Annotated in this window: 19 protein-coding genes; 7 read left to right on the plus strand and 12 right to left on the minus strand. The window is 61.2% G+C overall.

Annotated elements, in window-relative coordinates; translation table 11 throughout:
• Positions 1 to 694: 694 nt before the first annotated feature.
• Entirely contained in the window at positions 695 to 958 is a 264-nt protein-coding gene (locus tag ABIE49_RS07060; RefSeq protein WP_192734199.1) for a hypothetical protein, read from the minus strand.
• Between the two features lie 97 nt (positions 959 to 1,055).
• Here ABIE49_RS07060 and ABIE49_RS07065 point away from each other — a divergent pair, with 97 nt between their 5' ends.
• Positions 1,056 to 1,274 carry a hypothetical protein gene (locus ABIE49_RS07065; RefSeq protein WP_354066633.1) on the plus strand — a complete coding sequence of 73 codons (219 nt, stop codon included), beginning with the start codon at positions 1,056 to 1,058 and terminating at the stop codon, positions 1,272 to 1,274.
• A gap of 146 nt (positions 1,275 to 1,420) precedes the next feature.
• On the opposite strand, the gene ABIE49_RS07070 is transcribed toward ABIE49_RS07065, so the two are convergent.
• From ABIE49_RS07070 to ABIE49_RS07090, 5 genes are all read right to left on the minus strand, one after another.
• Positions 1,421 to 1,630, minus strand: a complete 210-nt coding sequence (locus ABIE49_RS07070) for a GDCCVxC domain-containing (seleno)protein (protein WP_354066634.1) — start codon at positions 1,628 to 1,630, stop codon at positions 1,421 to 1,423.
• 338 nt (positions 1,631 to 1,968) lie between these two features.
• Positions 1,969 to 3,720 (minus strand): adenylate/guanylate cyclase domain-containing protein, encoded by a 1,752-nt coding sequence (locus ABIE49_RS07075; protein WP_354066635.1) that lies wholly within the window; start codon positions 3,718 to 3,720, stop codon positions 1,969 to 1,971.
• Positions 3,721 to 3,845: 125 nt separating this feature from the next.
• Positions 3,846 to 4,829: an ABC transporter substrate-binding protein gene (locus tag ABIE49_RS07080; protein WP_192734201.1), complete on the minus strand. Its 984-nt coding sequence runs from the start codon at positions 4,827 to 4,829 to the stop codon at positions 3,846 to 3,848.
• Between the two features lie 205 nt (positions 4,830 to 5,034).
• Entirely contained in the window at positions 5,035 to 6,021 is a 987-nt protein-coding gene (locus ABIE49_RS07085; RefSeq protein ID WP_192734202.1) for an ABC transporter substrate-binding protein, read from the minus strand.
• Positions 6,022 to 6,391: 370 nt separating this feature from the next.
• A complete protein-coding gene (locus ABIE49_RS07090; protein WP_192734203.1) occupies positions 6,392 to 7,549 on the minus strand; it encodes an acyl-CoA dehydrogenase family protein in 1,158 nt (385 codons plus the stop codon).
• A 285-nt stretch (positions 7,550 to 7,834) separates the two neighbouring features.
• On the opposite strand from ABIE49_RS07090, the gene ABIE49_RS07095 reads away from it, so the two are divergent.
• Positions 7,835 to 8,488, plus strand: a complete 654-nt coding sequence (locus tag ABIE49_RS07095) for a winged helix-turn-helix transcriptional regulator (protein ID WP_354067420.1) — start codon at positions 7,835 to 7,837, stop codon at positions 8,486 to 8,488.
• 32 nt (positions 8,489 to 8,520) lie between these two features.
• Here the strand turns inward: ABIE49_RS07095 and ABIE49_RS07100 are convergent, their stop codons facing one another.
• The 6 genes from ABIE49_RS07100 to ABIE49_RS07125 all read right to left on the minus strand — a co-directional run bounded on the left by ABIE49_RS07100 (position 8,521) and on the right by ABIE49_RS07125 (position 13,462).
• A complete protein-coding gene (locus ABIE49_RS07100) occupies positions 8,521 to 9,099 on the minus strand; it encodes a hypothetical protein (RefSeq protein WP_192734205.1) in 579 nt (192 codons plus the stop codon).
• Positions 9,100 to 9,795: 696 nt separating this feature from the next.
• The gene (locus ABIE49_RS07105; RefSeq protein ID WP_192734206.1) at positions 9,796 to 9,978 is read right to left on the minus strand and encodes a hypothetical protein; all 183 of its coding nucleotides are present in this window, start codon (positions 9,976 to 9,978) and stop codon (positions 9,796 to 9,798) included.
• 703 nt (positions 9,979 to 10,681) lie between these two features.
• Complete coding sequence (locus ABIE49_RS07110) at positions 10,682 to 10,912, minus strand: hypothetical protein (protein WP_192734207.1); 231 nt, start codon at positions 10,910 to 10,912, stop codon at positions 10,682 to 10,684.
• A 368-nt stretch (positions 10,913 to 11,280) separates the two neighbouring features.
• The gene (locus tag ABIE49_RS07115) at positions 11,281 to 11,562 is read right to left on the minus strand and encodes a PilZ domain-containing protein (RefSeq protein WP_192734208.1); all 282 of its coding nucleotides are present in this window, start codon (positions 11,560 to 11,562) and stop codon (positions 11,281 to 11,283) included.
• Positions 11,563 to 11,844: 282 nt separating this feature from the next.
• On the minus strand, positions 11,845 to 13,065 hold the full coding sequence (locus ABIE49_RS07120; RefSeq protein ID WP_192734209.1) for a vanadium-dependent haloperoxidase: 1,221 nt from the start codon (positions 13,063 to 13,065) through the stop codon (positions 11,845 to 11,847).
• Between the two features lie 151 nt (positions 13,066 to 13,216).
• Positions 13,217 to 13,462, minus strand: a complete 246-nt coding sequence (locus tag ABIE49_RS07125) for a hypothetical protein (protein WP_192734210.1) — start codon at positions 13,460 to 13,462, stop codon at positions 13,217 to 13,219.
• A 606-nt stretch (positions 13,463 to 14,068) separates the two neighbouring features.
• Here ABIE49_RS07125 and ABIE49_RS07130 point away from each other — a divergent pair.
• The 5 genes from ABIE49_RS07130 to ABIE49_RS07150 all read left to right on the plus strand — a co-directional run bounded on the left by ABIE49_RS07130 (position 14,069) and on the right by ABIE49_RS07150 (position 17,569).
• Positions 14,069 to 14,557: a peptidase associated/transthyretin-like domain-containing protein gene (locus ABIE49_RS07130; RefSeq protein ID WP_192734211.1), complete on the plus strand. Its 489-nt coding sequence runs from the start codon at positions 14,069 to 14,071 to the stop codon at positions 14,555 to 14,557.
• A 19-nt stretch (positions 14,558 to 14,576) separates the two neighbouring features.
• A complete protein-coding gene (locus tag ABIE49_RS07135; protein WP_192734212.1) occupies positions 14,577 to 15,206 on the plus strand; it encodes a ferric reductase-like transmembrane domain-containing protein in 630 nt (209 codons plus the stop codon).
• A gap of 176 nt (positions 15,207 to 15,382) precedes the next feature.
• The gene (locus ABIE49_RS07140) at positions 15,383 to 15,913 is read left to right on the plus strand and encodes a dihydrofolate reductase family protein (protein ID WP_192734213.1); all 531 of its coding nucleotides are present in this window, start codon (positions 15,383 to 15,385) and stop codon (positions 15,911 to 15,913) included.
• A 41-nt stretch (positions 15,914 to 15,954) separates the two neighbouring features.
• Positions 15,955 to 16,878, plus strand: a complete 924-nt coding sequence (locus ABIE49_RS07145) for an aminotransferase class IV (protein ID WP_192734214.1) — start codon at positions 15,955 to 15,957, stop codon at positions 16,876 to 16,878.
• Positions 16,879 to 17,365: 487 nt separating this feature from the next.
• Positions 17,366 to 17,569 (plus strand): cold-shock protein, encoded by a 204-nt coding sequence (locus ABIE49_RS07150; protein ID WP_192734282.1) that lies wholly within the window; start codon positions 17,366 to 17,368, stop codon positions 17,567 to 17,569.
• Positions 17,570 to 17,693: the final 124 nt, after the last annotated feature.

Raw genomic sequence — 17,693 nt, forward strand, 5'->3', positions numbered from 1 at the left:
CTCGCGACCGCATTGCGCCCGAGGTTTTCAAGTTCTTCGTCCCTCTCAGAAATCAGAGGGCGCAGGGAATGCCGGATGCGCGCTGCACCCGCGGTCTCGTGTGCGAATAGTGCAAACAAAGCTGCACACGAGCATACAGGGCAGCGGAGAGCATCCGACATTCCCTGCGCAATGGCTTTACGGCTTATGACGCGCTCTCCCCGGTGAGACGGTCTCTATTGCCACCGTCGCCCCTCGGAAGCGTTAGCTCCCTTAAGGCTTGACGCCGTTACGGGCGCCAGGACCACACGCTTTCGCCGTACGCCTTTGCCGCGACCGTCAATCGCAACATCAGCGTCCACCGCATCCCCGCCCCTCGTCATGACGACGGCCGACGCCCCTCTGAGTGGGACGGGATGGGCATAGATGTGCAGGTGATTTGGGGTGGAAGGGAAGAGAAATCTTTTTGATTTTCGGAATTTTTGGACTTGACAAGACTTCTGTAAACCAGAAGTGATTTGCCCGTCGGGTTGATTTGTCGCATGCTTCGCGCGCCGATTGCTCTTGCGCAGGAGGCGACACAGTTCTCAAGGCACAGGTAGAGCGCGGCGTGAACCCATGCGTTCAAGCGATCACGGGACAATAGCCGACCTCGACAACGCGACAGTCCAGGTTCGCGATGAATGGCCGTTAGGATGTGCACTCAAAGCGCGAACTACGCCCTTTTGATGCGGTGTCCTAACCAGCCTATCACCGCTTGAACAGGCGACGGCTTCGGACCTCTTATCGCCACGACCTCGTGTAGCGCCACGTCGATAAACTGTGCCAGGGTACGCTTGCCTGACCTTGCGGCATCAACAATCGTATCACCGATACGCGTTCGATTTTCGGCTGTATCGAAATTACCCGACAAATGTTTGCAGCCCAAATCGAGCGCTGTCATCATGTTCGCTCGGGTCTTGTCATCGAACTCCAGCATTTTTGCGGCCTCTGGGCCGCGGGATCGTATCCACTCTGCTTATAGGAAATCGATATGAGTCAGCGTGAACCGGTATAAGTTTGGCATAAAGATAATCGTGGACGCACTTACCGCCTTCGGCCTGTTTGCCGTCACCGCCATGCTCATCTGTTACGCACTGGAAGATTGGAGCTCCTGGTTGATACTTGGGTTCGCGGGATCGTGCGCACTCGGTTCGGCGTATGGCTTCCTTCAAGGGGCGTGGCCGTTCGGCGTAGTTGAGGCCATTTGGGCGGTTGTCGCATTCAGGCGCTGGCAAATGAGATCGACCAGATAATCGGCCGCCAACCAAGGCGGTCTCGTTGGGGGCCATGTGAGCCGCTCAACAAGTGAAATTAGGTCTAATTGGCGTGATGGGGCTTGCTATCCGGGGCGGCGTAGCGGTCAAGCTCCCGACAGGAAGCGGGGCTAACTGAGACGGCCTTAGCTACAGCACGCATCCTTGCCATTCTGCTGGATCGGCGGGCACGGCACGGTGCCGTAGGAGCAGAACACGCAGCAGTCGCCAGCCTTGGGCTTCAACCTGGTGCCGCAGCCGGTGCAGTCATAGAAGAATTGGCAGGCATCGGTCGGCATGGTTTCAGCCGATCGATGTCCGCAGCCGGGACACGTCAAAGTCGATTGAAGTTGCATCGCCTCTTATAGACCAAGAAGAAGCCCCTGAGCCCCCCTGACGGCCATATAACAGATCGAAATATAGAACAGTTCGTGGAAAGGTTGGACGGCGCTGTAGGCTGCGATCAGTCCAGCCTTGATGTCCGCTTTGGGTCAAACTGAGACCTCGCTCCGTCGGCGCGGAAGGTCGATTCTATCTCCGGAAGCAGACATCGTCGGTAAGCCCGGCAGGTCCGTATCGTGCCAAACGCGGTCATTCCGGCTTCTGGAGAGCCGATCAGTGCGCCCTCTCCGGCACTCACGCTTCGACATGCCCCAAGACCCTGTGAGTTCAGCAGCACGATCCGCACTGGGACTCACTCGGGCATTCCCGCATCTCTGAGAATATCAACGACACGAGCTCTGACTTTCGGCGATAAATTTTTCGAAATGATGGCAGTAGATATGCGCCGATTGGGCGCAACCTCACGCAAGCGTTTAATCGCCTCCTTTGCTTTCTCCAGATCCCCGACAAACGCGCTGCTTAATGCTACGGCCTGCGCTGCATCAGCGGATCTGGGTTGGTCACGCAACGCCTTGTCAGCCCAAATCGAAGCCTCCTCGTAACGTCCCGCGCGGAGATGCGCAAACGCGGTGCCCGTCTCAGCCCCATGGAATCCAAAATCAAGTGGGCTTAATCGCATCGCTCGAGCAAAATGATCGATCGCAGCGTCTGGCTGATTGAGCCAAAGCTTAACCCAGCCACCCATTTGCCACGATCCCGCAAGGTTTGGATTATGCGCAAGCGCCCGCTCGATTAACGCCGCCCCCTCGTTTAACTCACCGACGACCTGCGCCAGGGCGAACCCTGCGTGGCTTAGCGAGAAGGCGTCGTCCCTGCCCAGCCGTATCGCCTCACGGGCCAGTCGTTCGGTTTCGCAACGCTCGTTGTCGGGGTCGGCGGCTAGTCCGTCTACCTTGCGCGAACAGTAGCAAAAGGTTGCGAAGGCGTAAGCTTGCCCGTACTCGGGATCCAACTCGATGGCCTTGTAGAATAAGCGGAGTGCCTCTTCACGGCCCTCAGCTGTCCAATGATGGAGCAAGGCTGACGCGCGCAGGAAGCAGTCATAGGCATCATGATTTGCCGGAGATTTTCGTTTCACGCGCGCAATTTCGGCTTCCTGCAGCTTCGGATCGATAGCTCCGACAACACTGCTCGCCACCTGATCCTGGAGGTCAAATATGTTCCCAAGGCTCCCCTCGAACCGGTCGCTCCACAGATGAATCCCGGTGACTGCATCAATCAGTTGCGTTGTGATACGGACCCTCTCCGATGCCTTGCGGACCGACCCCTCAAGGACGTAGCGTACGCCAAGCCTGCGTCCGACTTCCTTGATATCGACGGCGCGGCCTTTGAACGTAAAGCTCGAATTGCGAGCGATCACGAACAGCCATTTGAAACGCGAAAGCGCTGTCGTGATCTCTTCCACCATCCCGTCAGCAAAATACTCCTGCTCGGGATCACCGCTCATGTTTTCAAACGGCAGCACGGCGATGGAGGGCTTGTCCGGGAGTGGCGGGACTGCCGTTAGCCGCTCGGTCGGCGCGCGATTTGCCGCGGCGCAGATGGCGTAGGCACGGACGGGCCTGGAGATGTTCTTGAGTTGCTGCTGGCCCTTGTCCTCGAAACCGACGTCCAACTTGCCTTCGACTTCGATGTACACCTTCTCGGACAGCAGGATACCGCCTGGGTCAGCGGCTCCCTCCAGCCGGAACGCAATGTTGATCCCGTCGCCAAAAAGATCGCCGTCGGCCCCAACAATAACCTCCCCGAGGTTGATCCCGATACGTAGCTCAAGGGGACTTCGGCCCGATGCGATGCTTTCCTGTATCTCCACCGCGCATCGTACCGCAGCCGACGGACTTGCAAACTCGCCCAACACTCCGTCACCGGTGGTCTTGATCAATCGCCCGTCGTGGCGGGAGAGTCCTGGCTCGATTACTTCGCGCTTGAGCCGTTCGAACTCAGCGAAGGTGGCTTCTTCGGCGTGTTGCATCAACGCAGAGTAGCCGACCACATCGGCCGCCAGGACCGCCGCCAATCGCCGCTCGACGCGCTCACCGGCCACGAGGGTCGTCCTCTGCCCAAAGCCATTCGGCATCAAAGCATAGGGAGACCGGCCGTACCAGCCTGCCGGACCGTTCTTGCGACCGGCTCGTCCGCTTCGGACTCATGCGCCGCAGCAAAAGTCTCTCATTCGATCACCTGATCAACAAGTGCGAGCAGCCTCGCTGGAATTGCGAGCCCGAGCGCCCTCGCGGTCTTGAGGTTGATGACCAGCTCGAACCTGGAAGCTTGAACGACCGGTAAGTCGGCTGGCTTCTCGCCCTTGAGAATGCGGCCCACGTAAAGTCCTACCTGTCGATATGCTTCCGTCAGGCTGGCTCCATAACCCATGAGTCCGCCACCCACGATGAACTCAGGCGATCCGTACATCACCGGAATCGCATGGTGTGCCGCGAGCGCAACTATTTGCTTGACCCGGCTATTGAAGAAAGCGTCGTTGCTGACGAGCAGCGCTCCGGTGCGCGCTTGAACCAGGCTCACGAAGGCGGCGTCGATTTCCCGGTCGGTGGTGGCTTTCAAAATTTGAATCCGTATCCCCATGGCAGAGGCGGCCGCCGACACTTCTCTCGTAACCTGCTCGTCAATCATCGGATTGTTCGGGTTCCCAAGAAGGCCAATGGTCGTGGTGCCGGGCACCAGCTCGTGAAATAGCGCGAGCCCCTTGGCGCCAAACTCGTTGCTGAGCACATTAACGCCCGTGAGGTTGCCGCCCGGTCGATTGAGACCTGCGACAAGACCATTCTGCACCGGGTCGGCGCCGACGCCAAAAACAACCGGGATGGTGGTGGTCGCAGCCTTTGCCGCGAGTGTCGAGAGAAGGCCGGGTGTGACGATCACAGCCACCCGCATTTGGATCAGCTCAGCCACCAATGCGGGTAGTCGATCAGGTTGGTATCCGCCCCAGCGGTACTCGATCGTTAAATTCCGGCCCTCAACATAGCCGGTTTCGTTCAACCCGCGCCGAAGGCCGGACAGCCGGAAGGCATCGGATTCTGCCGACGTAATGCCCAAATATCCGATCACCGGCATCGCCCGCTGCTGCGCCTGGACCGCGAGTGGCCACGCTATGGCGGAGCCGCCGAACAGAGTGACAAAATCCCGTCGCCTCATGGGTTGTCCCCCAGCGAGGATCACACCCTACCACACCATCCCATGAGCAGCACGCCCGTCGGGTTGATCTGTCGCATCCGTCGCGCACGGATTGCTCTTGTGCACGAGCCGACGGAGTTCTCAAGGCACAGGTAGATTGCACCGTGAAGGCATGCGTTCAAGCGATCACGGGACGTCGGCTCCGAAAGATACTGACACCGGCTCTTTATTCGATCACCTCGTCGGCGCCGGCGAGCAGTGTCTGCGGCACAGCGAGGCCGAGCGTCTTGGCGGTCTTGAGATTGATCGCCAGCTCGTACTTGGTCGGTGCCTGTACCGGGAGCTCGGCGGGCTTCTCGCCTTTGAGGATGCGGTCGACATAGCCGGCTGCCCGGCGATACATGTCGATCTGATCAGGCCCATAGGAGAGCAACCCACCGGCGGCGACGAAGAGGCGTTCGAAGTAGACCGCAGGTAGCTTGTGGCGGGCCGCCAGCACGACGATCAGATCGCGATGACGCTGCGCCAACGGGCTCGCCGTCACGATCAGCCCGCCGTTCGGAGCACGCGCGAAGGCGGCGACTGCGCGCTCGACCTCGCCGGCGTCGCGCACGTTGACCGGGTTCACCTCCACGCTGAGCGTCGGCGCCACGGCCTGGATGGCGGCGAACTGGCCTGGGCCGGAGGCTGAGGCGGCATTCCGAAGGACCGCTACTCGTGTCAGGCCGGGCGCGATCTGTTTGAGCAGTTCCAGCCATTTGCCCGCCAGGCTGTATTCGTAGTTCATGAAACCGGTGGCGTTGCCGCCCGGCCGCGCCAGGCTGTCGACGAAGCCGGCGCCGACCGGATCGACGACGGCCGGGAACACGACCGGTACGGTGCGGGTCGCCTGCAGCAACGGCCCCACGGTCGTGGCCGCATGGGCCAGGATGACGTCGGGCGCGAGCGCCGCCAATTCCGCCGCGTGCCTGCGAATCTCGCCAGCATCGGTCGTGGCCCAGCGGGTGTCGATGCGCACGTTGCGGCCGATGGTCCAGCCCGATCGCTCCAGGCCCTGATGAAATGCCGCGATCCGGGCCTGCATTCCCGCATCGTCCGCGGTTGCGGGCAGGAGGATCCCGATGCGGCGCATCCGCTCGGGCTGCTGCGCCCTCGCCGCCACCGGCCACGCTGCCGCACCACCGACGAGACCTATGAACTCGCGTCGCCGCATCACTGCCCCAGGGATTAGGGGCCCCACTCTAACCGGAAATCCACCCTCGGGAAGAACCTAAGCGCGCCTCGTTCGATGTCTGCGTTGGGCCATCAGCGCCGGTTTGGCCCTCCACCGGTGACTTCCGGTCTGCCTTCTGGAAACGGACGTGTCAGAACCGAACGGCAAGTCTCAAGAGTGCCAACAGCTGACACCAAACGCGCTGTCCGCCATCACCCGAGAAGGTGCATCCCATCAATCACCACTCGGGCTGCTCCAATGCCTCTCTGTCTGCGCGCGGAAGAGTAAGAATCGCGAGCGGGTGATGGGCCTGTCTCCCTCGGAGACAGACCCCTCAACCGCTTCTCTCGGGAGGAGAGCCGTGCGTATCCTAGAACACCTTGTCCACCGGCAGGCCGAGCGCCATCGAGCCGGCGTATTGCGCCTGCGGGCCGGCCTGCAGCGGGTGGTAGCGCGCGGCCTGGATGTCGCGGAAGCGACGCTCCAGCCCAGTGGCGCGGTAGAAGCCGGCGCCGCCGGCGAGCTCCATCGCAAGCTCTACGGTGGCAATGGCGTGGCGCGCGACGAGCGTGCGGCCCGTCATCACCTGGTTGATGGTCTCGGCCGAAGGCGCATCGAGCCGCACCGCCGCCAGCATGTGCTCGCGGGCAAGGCGCGCACCGGCCAGTTCGGTATCCATGCGGCCGGCGAGCTGGATCATGTGGTTGTCGACCTTCTTCTTTTTCGCGACACCAACCGCGATGTCGCGGGCGCTCTCGGCGACGCCGAGATAGACCGAATAGATCAGCGGGAACGCGATGGTTGCGATGATCTGGAACAGCGGATGCCATTCGCCGGCCTTGCGCTTCACCGCAACGGCTGCCTCCGGCACCACATGGCCGTCGATCAAGACGTCGTTGGAGCCGGTGCCGCGCATGCCGAGCGTGCGCCAGTTGTCCATCACCTTCACCTGCGGCGAGTTCATCGGCAGGCCGAAGTGCAACACCTGGGCCGGTTCGCCTTCGCTCTCCAGCACGGCGGTGGTCATGAACAGGTTCGCGGCCGGCGAGCCGGAGGCAAACACCTTGCGCGCGGTGATGCGATAGCCGCCGTCGACCTTCTCGGCCTTGCCGGAGCCGCCGATCCAGTCGCTGCCGCCGCTCGACAGCAAGAAGATGCGCTCGGCAGCGATGCGCTTGAGCAAGGGCTCGACGGGCGCCGCCTTCTGCACCTTCCAGCGCCAGGCGGGAATCGCGACCTGATGGGTGTGCATGGAAAACGCCAGCGCGGTGGAGCCGCAATGCTGGCCGAGGATGCGCAGCATTTCGGCGAGCTCATCGATACTGGCGCCGCCGCCGCCAAGTTCAGTGGGCACGCCGGCCTCGACCAGGCCCGCTTCCTTGAGCGCGGCAAAATTCTCGGCGACGAACTGGTCCTCGTCGGTGGCGGTGGCGGCGCGCTCGGCGAAGATGGGGCCGAGCTCGCGGGCGATCTCGACAGGGTTGCGGTGCGTTGTCGCATCGATGGCGCGTGCTGCGTTGCTGCTCATGGTGATCCCTCCATTCATTGGGACATTCGCGAGTAAGCGAGATGTCTAATGCCCCGGAAACTAGGCCCGGGCGCAAGATCCCTCCAGTTCAGGAACTGTACTGCCGCGGCGGCGATGCGCCGCATGGAAAACAGGCCACTGTAAACACTGGATTATTCGCTTCGCTATGGCCGCCGGCAGGCCCGACCAGTATAGTATCTGTACTGCCCCCGCGCGTGCATGAGGAGAACCCCGTTGCCCGACAAAAGCGAACGCGGAAGCTATGGGCAGTTCTGCCCGGTGGCGATGGCGTCAGAGATCTTCTGCAACCGCTGGACCGCGCTGGTGCTGCGCGAATTGCTCTGCGGCACCACGCGCTTCAACGAACTGCGCCGCGGCGTGCCGCGGATGTCGCCGACGCTGTTGTCGAAACGGCTGAAGGAATTGGAAGAGGCCGGCGTGATCGTCCCGGTGCCAACCGGTCAGCACGGCGTGATGGACTACAAGCTGACCGAGGCGGGCGAAGATCTGCGCGGCATCGTCATGTCGCTCGGCTTCTGGGGGCAGCGCTGGGTCGAGTCGACGCTGTCGCTGAAGAATCTCGATCCCGGGCTGTTGATGTGGGACATGCGGCGCAACCTGCAGCCGACGCCATTGCCGCCGCGCCGCACCACCATCAACTTCATCTATCCGGAGATGCGGCCGGACCGGAAATCATGGTGGCTGGTGGTGGAGCAAGAAAAGGTCGACCTCTGCCTCACCGATCCCGGCTACGACGTCGACCTCTATGTCAGCTGCCCCCTGCGCTCCATGACCGCGGTGTGGATGGGCGTCGCCAAGCTGAACAACGAAGTCGAGGCCGGCCGCATCAAGGTCACCGGCGACAGCTCGATCGCCAAATCGATGCAGCAATGGCTGGGCCTCAGCCCCTTCGCGCAGGGGCAAAGGGCGGTGGTGTAGCTGCAAACAGGCCGTTGATCGGCAGCTCCGCCTCAGACCGCTTCCGTCCAGCTCTCCGAAAATGCCAACGCCGACGTCGAGAATGGCCGCCCCTCACGTTCCCGCAGCCAGGATCGCCCCTTCGCCTCGACGCCGTTGCGGACGAGACGCGTTCCGAGCGCCGGGATCAGCACGGTGCACACGCCGTAGCGCCGGTCGGGAATCTGGTTCGGCTGCGAGTGGATGAGCAGCGGCTCGCCGATATCGAACCAGGTAAGCGAGATGTCTTCGCCGTGCGACTTGATGTGCTCAGTCCAGAAGTAGCGCGGATCTCCCGCTTTGGAGAATTGCGCATCCGCACAAGGGATGGCCGTGTCGGAAAGTTCGGCATTGAGCATGCCCTGCACGGTAGACTGCAGCCACCGCGCCATCGCGATGTTGTCGGAGTAGATGCGCCAGCGGCCTTCCGTCAGCTCGCTCTTCAAGTAGAGAACGTGTCCGGGACCAGCCGGCGAAAAGATGATCCGCCAATAGCTCGCCTCTGTCGAGTTCGGCTCGCCGTCCTTCAGGCTCAAGCGGATAAACGGGTTCTCGCCCGTTAGGATCGTCTTGTTGGGATCGGCGATGCTCATCTAACTGGTCTCCCCTCAACTTCTCATGTACGTCGTTGCACGTCTTACGCCCCAGGGCGGACATTGCGATCATTCCGCGTGATATCCGAGGATACTAACGGTTCACGTCATCGCTGCAAGGCGTACGGCTGACGGGCGCTTTGGGTCATTCGCGTCGGTTTGACCGGACCACGGCTAACCCCCGAGGCAGACGCGGGACCCTGCGTGCAGCGGCTTCCACCGAAGCGGCCTTCAACTGCGAAAGGAGTGCCTGATTTGTCGCAGCATCGACATGGTACTGTCGGTGTACCTGCCATTACAGAAGTACTGATCCAGCTGCGATGCACCAAGCATAAGCAAGACTGCAATCGCGAAGCCCTTGAACATAGTGGGCCTCCTATGGAGACCGCCAACCGGGCTGGTCGGATTAAAATGTTTCGGAAATTCGCTATCGCTCGTCGCGACCTATCTGCAATGGCGGAAGCTTGACAATGACAGGTAACCAATCCCTTAACGGGCAGCACAGCACGCGCTGGCATCGCAAAGCCCGGGCAGCCGTTTGGACGGCCGGGCACACCCCGCACTATTCCGCAGCGCCGGGTGAAATCGATCTAGCCACACGAAGAAGGGAGACCAGCGCGCCTCTTCAGCATTTTCAATGCCGAGCGCGACCAGTTCGCGAACCTGAATTGGCACCTCGATTTTGGTTTCCCAAAATCAGCGACCATCCTCCGGCCAATTGATGGGCGTGAACCTGAGCCGCCGCCGGTCCATTTCCTCGCGAAGCTTGTCCGCGTATGCGCGGACGCCCTCGCCTGCGAAGCGATAGCGGCTTCCTGCATCCAATGCGACTTGATGACGGACATTCTCGTAGAACGCCAACAGGCGCTCGTCCTTCATTTGGGAATAATTCATATGTGGCCTCAAAAAACGCAGACCAAAAAAAGAAGATTAGACACCAACCCGGCCGTTAGCCAAGAGCTTTCACGTATTTCAAAAGGGATTGTGAAACGAGAGGTAGGATCGAACCGCATACACTCGCCGAAACAAAATGCCGCGCCACCTGACGACCGTAGCTGTTCTGCCACACGGAATGAGTTTCGCTTACTTGTGTTACTTTCAGTGCAGACGCCATCGAAGGGATCATTAGCTTCCACAAGCGGCGGCGCGGCGATTGCGGACTCGCTCGAGGGTCAGCGCGGTTCTAACCCTCCGAACGAGTCCGCTCGCGCGGCTGCCAAGAAGCGACTTGATGAAAGCCTGACAAGCCAGCGTGAGCAAATCGCCTGGAGGCGGCATGACATATTGGTCCGCAGGTATCGTCGCAATCTTGTTGGCGGTCCTTCCCGTCGTTGCGAGCGCGCAGGTGAACTGCGAAGCAATACCTCACGGACCCGAGCGCACCGATTGCTACCTGGGCCTAAGTCAGTTCTATCGTGGACAATCCAATCTTGCCGCTGCCAGAGCGCACGCGCAATCCGCGTGGTATCGCGCAATCACTGGAGCAGACCCTCCAAAGCCCAAACCACGTCGGCGACGACACTGACTTCGCCGTTGGTCAGGGTCCTCAGTCCCGAACAGAAGTGATTAAGCCGTGCCAAGGCTACCTGTAGGCCGCATAGAGTGCATCCAGCTCAACATCTTCGTCGAACTTGCGAATAAAACGGTCATCGATGAGGTCAATCACCGATACGTTCAGCACGCGAGGGTCATGGATCGAAATCACTTTCTGCATTTTTGCCAATGGCGCCAATGACGGTCGCTGTGCTCGTGCTGTCAGCGGCCACATTGCCGCCGCGCCTCCGACAAGCGACATGAATGCGCGCCGGTGCATGTGGGCTCCCCGACAAGACGCTTGGCAACACCTGGACATTAGCATTTTGCGACCAGGCCGCGAGGGTGAATCATGGGATCATCAGGCCCGATGAGTCCACGTCCTAGAAAGCCTGCCCCTGTTCGGCGGCCTCATTTGCCGCCTTTGAACTGGTCAAGATCAATCTGCAGGTCTCTCGCCGCGCCCAAGGGCGATTTGGCCCGTGATACTCTGAGAGGTGCCGGCGCGCCGCTGCGTAACCTCCGATAAGCGAATCGATCAAAGCGAGAAAATCATGATGATCATGAATACAAATACGAGCGCACTCGCGACGACCCCATAGATCAGATCGCCGCGTTCGCGTTTCGTCATGCTTTGGGTCCCAACGGTCAGGTCCCGAACGCGACGCCGACGAAGTCAGCGTCTCGCCAGACCAAGCGACACTCCCGAACCGTTCGAAACTTATCGAACGACAGATCGAATTCCACCGGCAACATGTTCAGCCGCTCCAGACGAACGCCGGCTCCAGAGTTCGTCACGTCGCGAACGCAGCAAGGAAAGGCACCAGCACCGCCATGAAAGGATAACAGTGCGCTCCGATTGATGCGCGTCCGACCGATCGCGCGACGCTCTCGACCTGCGGATTTCAGTACTTGCTCGACAGTCGACATGGCAATCCCGTGCAGCGTGCAGCAGGATCATTTCGAGCGGGACGCCGCCCTACAGCGGCACCTCTGGTCGAGCGCTACGCTGATTTGGTGATCCGGCACATCTTGAATCCGAACGACTACCCGGAATGATAGGCCTACGTTCGCAGGCGGCAACGGAACTCGCGTATTAAGCTTGATACGCTCGCTCCGGGTTAATTCTGGAACCGGATGCGGTCGTGAACACGGAAAGCAACAACGCGCCGCCAGTAAGCGGGCGCCTTGAGATGGCCCCGAGCAGGGGGCCTACCTCGTCGGCCTCATGTAGTTTGCCGCGAGATGATCAGCGACCTTGCGACCCATCGCATCTCCGACGTCCAGCGAGTTGCGGAAATGAATACCGCCCCAGATGCGCACCTCTTTGTGCTCCTGTGCCAGTTGCGCAAAGCTGGTGAACTTGCGTGAAAGGCGGGCGTCGGAAATGTCGGTCGCGACGAATTCTTCCGTCCCGTTGCCGAAAACAGTTTCCAGAACGGTTCGCGCCGCACCCGCGTTGATGCCCGCCTGCGACGGGTATTCCGGATGCATCGGCGTGGTGTTCAGAGGCAGCCAACCGGCGTCGCGTTCAGTCGCATCGTTACTGTCCTGGTCGCCGTTACGGATCGCGGTGATCGGCCGCCAAAAATTGTATTGGAATTTGGCGTCCCAATCGAGGATGAAGCAGTTGGCGAGAGCCATCGACATCAGTGCGAACACTCGCGCACTTTCCGGCAGGGAGAGGTTATGACGAGCTGAAGCCTGCCTGGCAGCCTGGAACCATGCGGGCCCAAGGTTGGCCTGTGTCCAGAAGCGCACGACGTCGGACTGCGCGTCGGTGCGCTTCGTGCTTTTCACTCCGCCCATTTCCCTGGTTTCGTTGTAATCGCGCGCATAAAGCGCACTGTTGAGTGCCGGGGGCGGACCCGGGCGGAACTGACTCGCGCTTTCCATGCCCCAAGGCTTGGCCGTGGCATACTGAGGAAAGAGCGGCGGCGTGGTCGGTACCCACACGCCAGGCGTCGTGAGCGGACGATATGTGTCGGGTGTGTTTGTCGCGTCGCTCTGCCGTTCCGTGAAAACAGCGTCCGCAACTTTTACACCTAAATCAATACCCGCAGCCCGTGCGGGATTGTCCGGAATGGTTTTCATCGCTTCTGCGAAGGCCGCTTCAATCCGCTCCTTCTGGCCAGGGTACTGACGCATGAGAATTTCGCGGGCAGCCGCGGCGGCCGCGGCCTCGGCCGAGGCGTTCGGGTCAGTTGGAAGCTCTGGTATGTAGCGGGAATATCGGTTCTGCACCGAGTTGACCGCGTCAGACATGGATACATTCACCAGCGCCATGCTGCGCGTCCACGGATTACCGCTGACGTTGACCGCCTTCATTACGTCAACTGCCGTGTTGTTCCAGTCGCCGATGACGTCCGCGCGGACCGGCGTATTGGCCGAAATCAGGACCATGCCGACGATTGCAGATTTCAGTACGTTCATCATTGCCTCCCTCAAAAAGTTTGGAATTTCGAACGACTGCCAATGCGGTGTGAATGTACCTACCTGATCATCCCGTCGTGCACGCAGCTGGATACCCAACCGCCAAGGTCAATACAAATTTCGTCCAGCAGACCCCGATTGCGGCGGGCACCTAGCGATCCGCGAGCGTGCGCTCAGGCGTGCCAGTTGTCGAAGTTGTCATCGCGGACCAGCGATCGTCAAAACTCGCGGCCGGAAGCTTGTTCGCGTCAACCGCGAGGCCCTTCAACATGGTTGTGCCGGTAGGGTCGACAAAGCCGTTGGTCCAAACCGAGGACGACCTCATGGTGGCAGCGGTTGCGGCAACAGCGAGCAGAGCGACAGCGACGAACCCAGTAATCGTTCGATGCTTCGTCATCAGAACCTCCGATGGTCCCAAAGCCCCTTAGTGGTGGGTCACAGGAACTTCGCGAAGGTTCAACAGCAATGCGAAGCGGTATGGATTGCGAGAATGTACAGATCGGACAACGAAGGTGTCCCAAATTCAAATTGCCCCTGGCAGACGTCGGCGGCCGTGGCTGCGATCGTCTGCTTTATCCCCGTGAGCGGCCATCGTCAGCAAAATCGACTCGCCGCAGACGAAAGCGAAATGAGCAAGAAGACAGCTGGCAGAAACGCGCGCATTATCTCCTCCTCTTACCGGTCTCACAGCGAACGAATTCTGCGACTAAGCAATTGCTGCAGGAAAGGACCAAAGCTCGGATCGGCAGAAATGTCCGTTTAGGGTCCCGGAAGCAGACAAGCCATCGATCGCCTGGCATCCATCGGCGATCAGGAGCGAAAGACCAACACCCCCGACGCTGCTGAGTATGCCTCGTCAACCACGCTGGTTGAGCGGCCGGCACACCCGTTCACAACACTGTTATTGCGCCCTGTCGCGCGCTTCGCCTCCCACAACTGGGCCTCTCGCGCTTGTTGTTGTACTCTTTGCGGCGCAACTGCACGGTCGCGAGGAGGAATTTGCATGAACACCTTCGTACTCAACCGCCGCAACCTCCTCGTCGCCGGTGGGTGCGTCCTGGTAACCGGGGTTTCCGGGCTGCTGTTGCCCGCCCGCGCGGAAGGCCTCGCACCGACCCCTTCGATGCCAGGCGGGGCCAACAACTACCTCAAGGGCGCGCCGACCGTGGATCGGATCGGCAAGGGTGGCTTCTGGATGACCGGCACCGTACGCCGCGCAGGCGACGGGGCCCCGCTTGCCGGGCAGCGCATCCAGATCTGGGCGCACACCACCGAAGGGCGGGAGGGAGATGAGCGTAGTCATGGGGCCACGCTCACCGACAAGAACGGGGCGTTCCGCCTCGAGATGCCGCAGATCATTCCGATCTTTGGCCAGCCGCATGGTCACCTCGCCTATGACAGTGGTGAATTCAAAACCGTCTTTCTACGTCCCGTGATGCGCAGCGCCAAAGATACCGGCCTCGAGGCGCACTTCGTCCTTCAGCCGGCCTGATCGAGTTGGGAACGCGGGGATGAGATTGGCGAAGGTGACCCTGATCTGGGCCGCCCTTGCAGCAGCCATTTGCGTGCCGATCGCCGCTGCAGCAGCGAGTCCGCTGCTCGCGTGGCGCGATCCGGTCTACATACTGGCCGGGTTCGCAGGGATTGTCGCAATGGGTCTTGTGCTCGTTCAGCCTTTGCTGATTGGCGGATACTTGCCGGGACTGTCGGCTTATCGTGGACGGCGTGCACATCACTGGATCGGAGGCGCGCTGGTCGTGGCTGTCGTGGTCCACGTCGCCGGCCTCTGGATCACCAGCCCTCCTGATATGATTGACGCCCTCCTGTTCTCATCGCCAACGCCGTTCTCCCCCTGGGGTGTGATCGCCATGTGGGCCATCTTCGCCGTCGCAATCATAGCTGCGCTTCGCCGGCGATTGGGACTGCGGGCGCGAACGTGGCGTGTCGTCCATATGCCCCTCGCGATTGTCATCGTCGTCGGGAGCGTGGTCCACGGCATACTGATCGAGGGGACGATGGAGACGATGTCGAAGGCGGCGCTTTGCGCGCTGGTCCTTGCGGCGACCATAAAAGTCATGGCTGACCTGCGGGTGTGGAGAAAGCGAGGGGCATCGCGCAAAGAGAGCATTGCGCGACAGTAAACCAGCCCGAATTGATAGCGATAAGGACCTTCGGGACGTGTCCAGGGCTGGGCCAAAGCTGACGTCCGGTCATTGGTCGTCGCACCGGTAAAGCGGCGCGCAATTTTGCCCAATCTCACTTCTGCACGACGTCGGCTCAAGCTATCCTGGAAAGCGCAGGGCGGAGATTTTGCAGCATGGCGAAGCTAGTCTTTGGAATGAACCAGTCTCTGGACGGCTACGTCGACCACGATGGGATGCCGACAGGCCCCGCGCTCTTTCGTCACTGGATAGAGCACGTGCGCGACCTGACCGGGAGTGTGTACGGCCGCGGCATGTACGAGGTCATGCGTTATTGGGACGAAGACCGTCCTGAGTGGAGTGCGGAGCACCGCGAGTTCGCGGCGGCGTGGCGGCGCCAGCCGAAGTGGGTCGTGTCGCGCTCCCTGAAGTCGGTCGGCCCCAACGCCACGCTTGTCGGGGATGACTTCGAGGCGGTGATACGGAGGCTGAAGGCCGAGCTCGCTGGGGAGATTGCCGTTTCCGGACCAGACCTGGCGCGCAGCCTGACTGACCTTGGTCTGATCGATGAGTACCGGCTCTACTTCCATCCATTCGTACTTGGTCGCGGCAAGCCATTCTTCGCAGGCCCCCGGCCCCCGCTCCGCCTTGTGACCAGCGACCTGATTGGCGAGGATGTGATCAGGTTGACGTACGTTCCCGCTTGATCGCACGACTTGCCCGGCGGACCAGCAACTGGAGATCACCCATGACCACTGCCCCCTACCCCGACGGCGCCGGTTACGTCCGCGGACGCTATGTTCCGATCGCCGAGGCGACGCTGCCGGTGACCGATTGGGGTTTTACGCGCTCCGACGTCGTCTATGACGTCGTGCACGTGTTCAAGGGCGGCTTCTTCCGGCTCCGAGATCACCTCGACCGGTTCGAACGCTCGATGGAAAAGCGCAGAATCCATCCGCCGGAAGACCGCGCCGCGATCGAGGCGATCCTGCATCGCTGTGTCGCGCTCTCCGGTCTTGCGGATGCCTATGTCGCGATGGTGGCCTCGCGCGGACGGCCGCGGGTGATGGGATCGCGCCGGCCGGCGGATTGCGAAAACCATTTGATCGCTTATGCGCTGCCCTGGATCGACGTCGTGCCGAAGGACGTGCAGGCGCGCGGCGCGCATGTCTTTGTCGCTTCGACGCCGCGGGTGCCCGATGCCTCGGTCGATCCCACGGTGAAGAACTATCAGTGGAACGACCTGACCTCCGGGCTGATGGAGGCGCACGATGCCGGTTTCGACACCGCCGTGCTGTGCGACGCGCAGGGTTTTCTCACGGAGGGACCGGGCTTCAACGTCTTCGTCGTCAGGGACGGAAGGGTAACGACGCCCGACCGCGGCAGCCTGCGCGGAATCACGCGGCAGTCAGTGCTGGACCTGTGCGCCGAACTCGGCATCGAGGCGGCGGTCGAGCCGATCCCGCGATCAGTGCTCGACCACGCGGACGAGGTATTTCTCGCGACCACTGCCGGCGGCGTCATGCCGGCGTCGCGCATCGGCGCGCGCATCCTCGGCAACGACCGGCCCGGGCCGATCTCGACGCGGCTCAAGGATATTTATTGGAAGAAGCACGACGAGGGCTGGCACCACACGCCGGTCCGGTACCAGCTGGCCGAAGCGGGCGAATGAACAGCACGCCTAGCCCGGATGCCTCCCAACGTTCTGCGACCCTCGGCCGCGGATGCTTACAAGGCGGGTAGGACGGCGGAGGAAAGCCGAAGCCGCGTCTCCAGGGCATGGCGGACCCATCCGCACCTGTCATAACGCCCTGTCCCGCGCGCATGATCAAACGAGAGCGGCCGCCTGCGATGCCGTCCAGTTCCCTGTCAGCCAGGTCGCTTATTTCGCAGATGGGACGATTCAGCGCAGCGGCGTCGATTTTGTTGATGGCCTCGCCCCATGGATTCGAAGACCGCTAACCTGGCATGGAACCCGAACGATGATCGGTGGCACCAGTCACAGACTGGTGCGCGGCAGACCCGCGCAGCCTGGTCCAGCCGGTCGGCTTTCGCGTGCCTTGCCGCCCGCTGGCCCGCTTCAGCAGGTTTTCTTTCCTTGCGGAGGACCCCCAGAGAGACCTAGGTTGTCGGCCTCGATCAAAACAGGGAGTTCGGACGTGGCGACAGGTACTGTGAAGTGGTTCAACGCAACCAAGGGATTCGGGTTTATCCAGCCCGACAGCGGCGGCAAGGATGTGTTCGTGCATATCTCGGCGGTGGAAAAGGCCGGACTGAGTTCCCTGAATGAGGGCGCCAAGGTCAGCTACGAAGAAAAAGAAAACCGCGGCAAGACCTCCGCGGAAAATCTGAGAGTTGGCTAACGAAGATATTTCCCGCCGGTTCACGCCGGCGGGGGCTACGTATCCTGCGATCCGGGCCGTCAAAACAGCCGCTTGCCCGGCCGGAGATGGTTGAACGCATATCCTCGCAGCATCGGCCTGCAGC

The sequence above is a fragment of the Bradyrhizobium sp. OAE829 genome, from assembly GCF_040546575.1.
GTDB lineage: Bacteria > Pseudomonadota > Alphaproteobacteria > Rhizobiales > Xanthobacteraceae > Bradyrhizobium.

What these genes read in the sequence shown, in the direction of transcription:
- ABIE49_RS07060 (WP_192734199.1), bottom strand. Translation starts at nt 958, where the DNA reads ATGCTGGAGTTCGATGACAAGACCCGAGCGAACATGATGACAGCGCTC.
- ABIE49_RS07070 (WP_354066634.1), bottom strand. Translation starts at nt 1,630, where the DNA reads ATGCAACTTCAATCGACTTTGACGTGTCCCGGCTGCGGACATCGATCG.
- ABIE49_RS07080 (WP_192734201.1), bottom strand. Translation starts at nt 4,829, where the DNA reads ATGAGGCGACGGGATTTTGTCACTCTGTTCGGCGGCTCCGCCATAGCG.
- ABIE49_RS07085 (WP_192734202.1), bottom strand. Translation starts at nt 6,021, where the DNA reads ATGCGGCGACGCGAGTTCATAGGTCTCGTCGGTGGTGCGGCAGCGTGG.
- ABIE49_RS07090 (WP_192734203.1), bottom strand. Translation starts at nt 7,549, where the DNA reads ATGAGCAGCAACGCAGCACGCGCCATCGATGCGACAACGCACCGCAAC.
- ABIE49_RS07095 (WP_354067420.1), top strand. Translation starts at nt 7,835, where the DNA reads ATGGCGTCAGAGATCTTCTGCAACCGCTGGACCGCGCTGGTGCTGCGC.
- ABIE49_RS07100 (WP_192734205.1), bottom strand. Translation starts at nt 9,099, where the DNA reads ATGAGCATCGCCGATCCCAACAAGACGATCCTAACGGGCGAGAACCCG.
- ABIE49_RS07105 (WP_192734206.1), bottom strand. Translation starts at nt 9,978, where the DNA reads ATGAAGGACGAGCGCCTGTTGGCGTTCTACGAGAATGTCCGTCATCAA.
- ABIE49_RS07110 (WP_192734207.1), bottom strand. Translation starts at nt 10,912, where the DNA reads ATGCACCGGCGCGCATTCATGTCGCTTGTCGGAGGCGCGGCGGCAATG.
- ABIE49_RS07115 (WP_192734208.1), bottom strand. Translation starts at nt 11,562, where the DNA reads ATGTCGACTGTCGAGCAAGTACTGAAATCCGCAGGTCGAGAGCGTCGC.
- ABIE49_RS07120 (WP_192734209.1), bottom strand. Translation starts at nt 13,065, where the DNA reads ATGAACGTACTGAAATCTGCAATCGTCGGCATGGTCCTGATTTCGGCC.
- ABIE49_RS07125 (WP_192734210.1), bottom strand. Translation starts at nt 13,462, where the DNA reads ATGACGAAGCATCGAACGATTACTGGGTTCGTCGCTGTCGCTCTGCTC.
- ABIE49_RS07130 (WP_192734211.1), top strand. Translation starts at nt 14,069, where the DNA reads ATGAACACCTTCGTACTCAACCGCCGCAACCTCCTCGTCGCCGGTGGG.
- ABIE49_RS07135 (WP_192734212.1), top strand. Translation starts at nt 14,577, where the DNA reads ATGAGATTGGCGAAGGTGACCCTGATCTGGGCCGCCCTTGCAGCAGCC.
- ABIE49_RS07140 (WP_192734213.1), top strand. Translation starts at nt 15,383, where the DNA reads ATGGCGAAGCTAGTCTTTGGAATGAACCAGTCTCTGGACGGCTACGTC.
- ABIE49_RS07145 (WP_192734214.1), top strand. Translation starts at nt 15,955, where the DNA reads ATGACCACTGCCCCCTACCCCGACGGCGCCGGTTACGTCCGCGGACGC.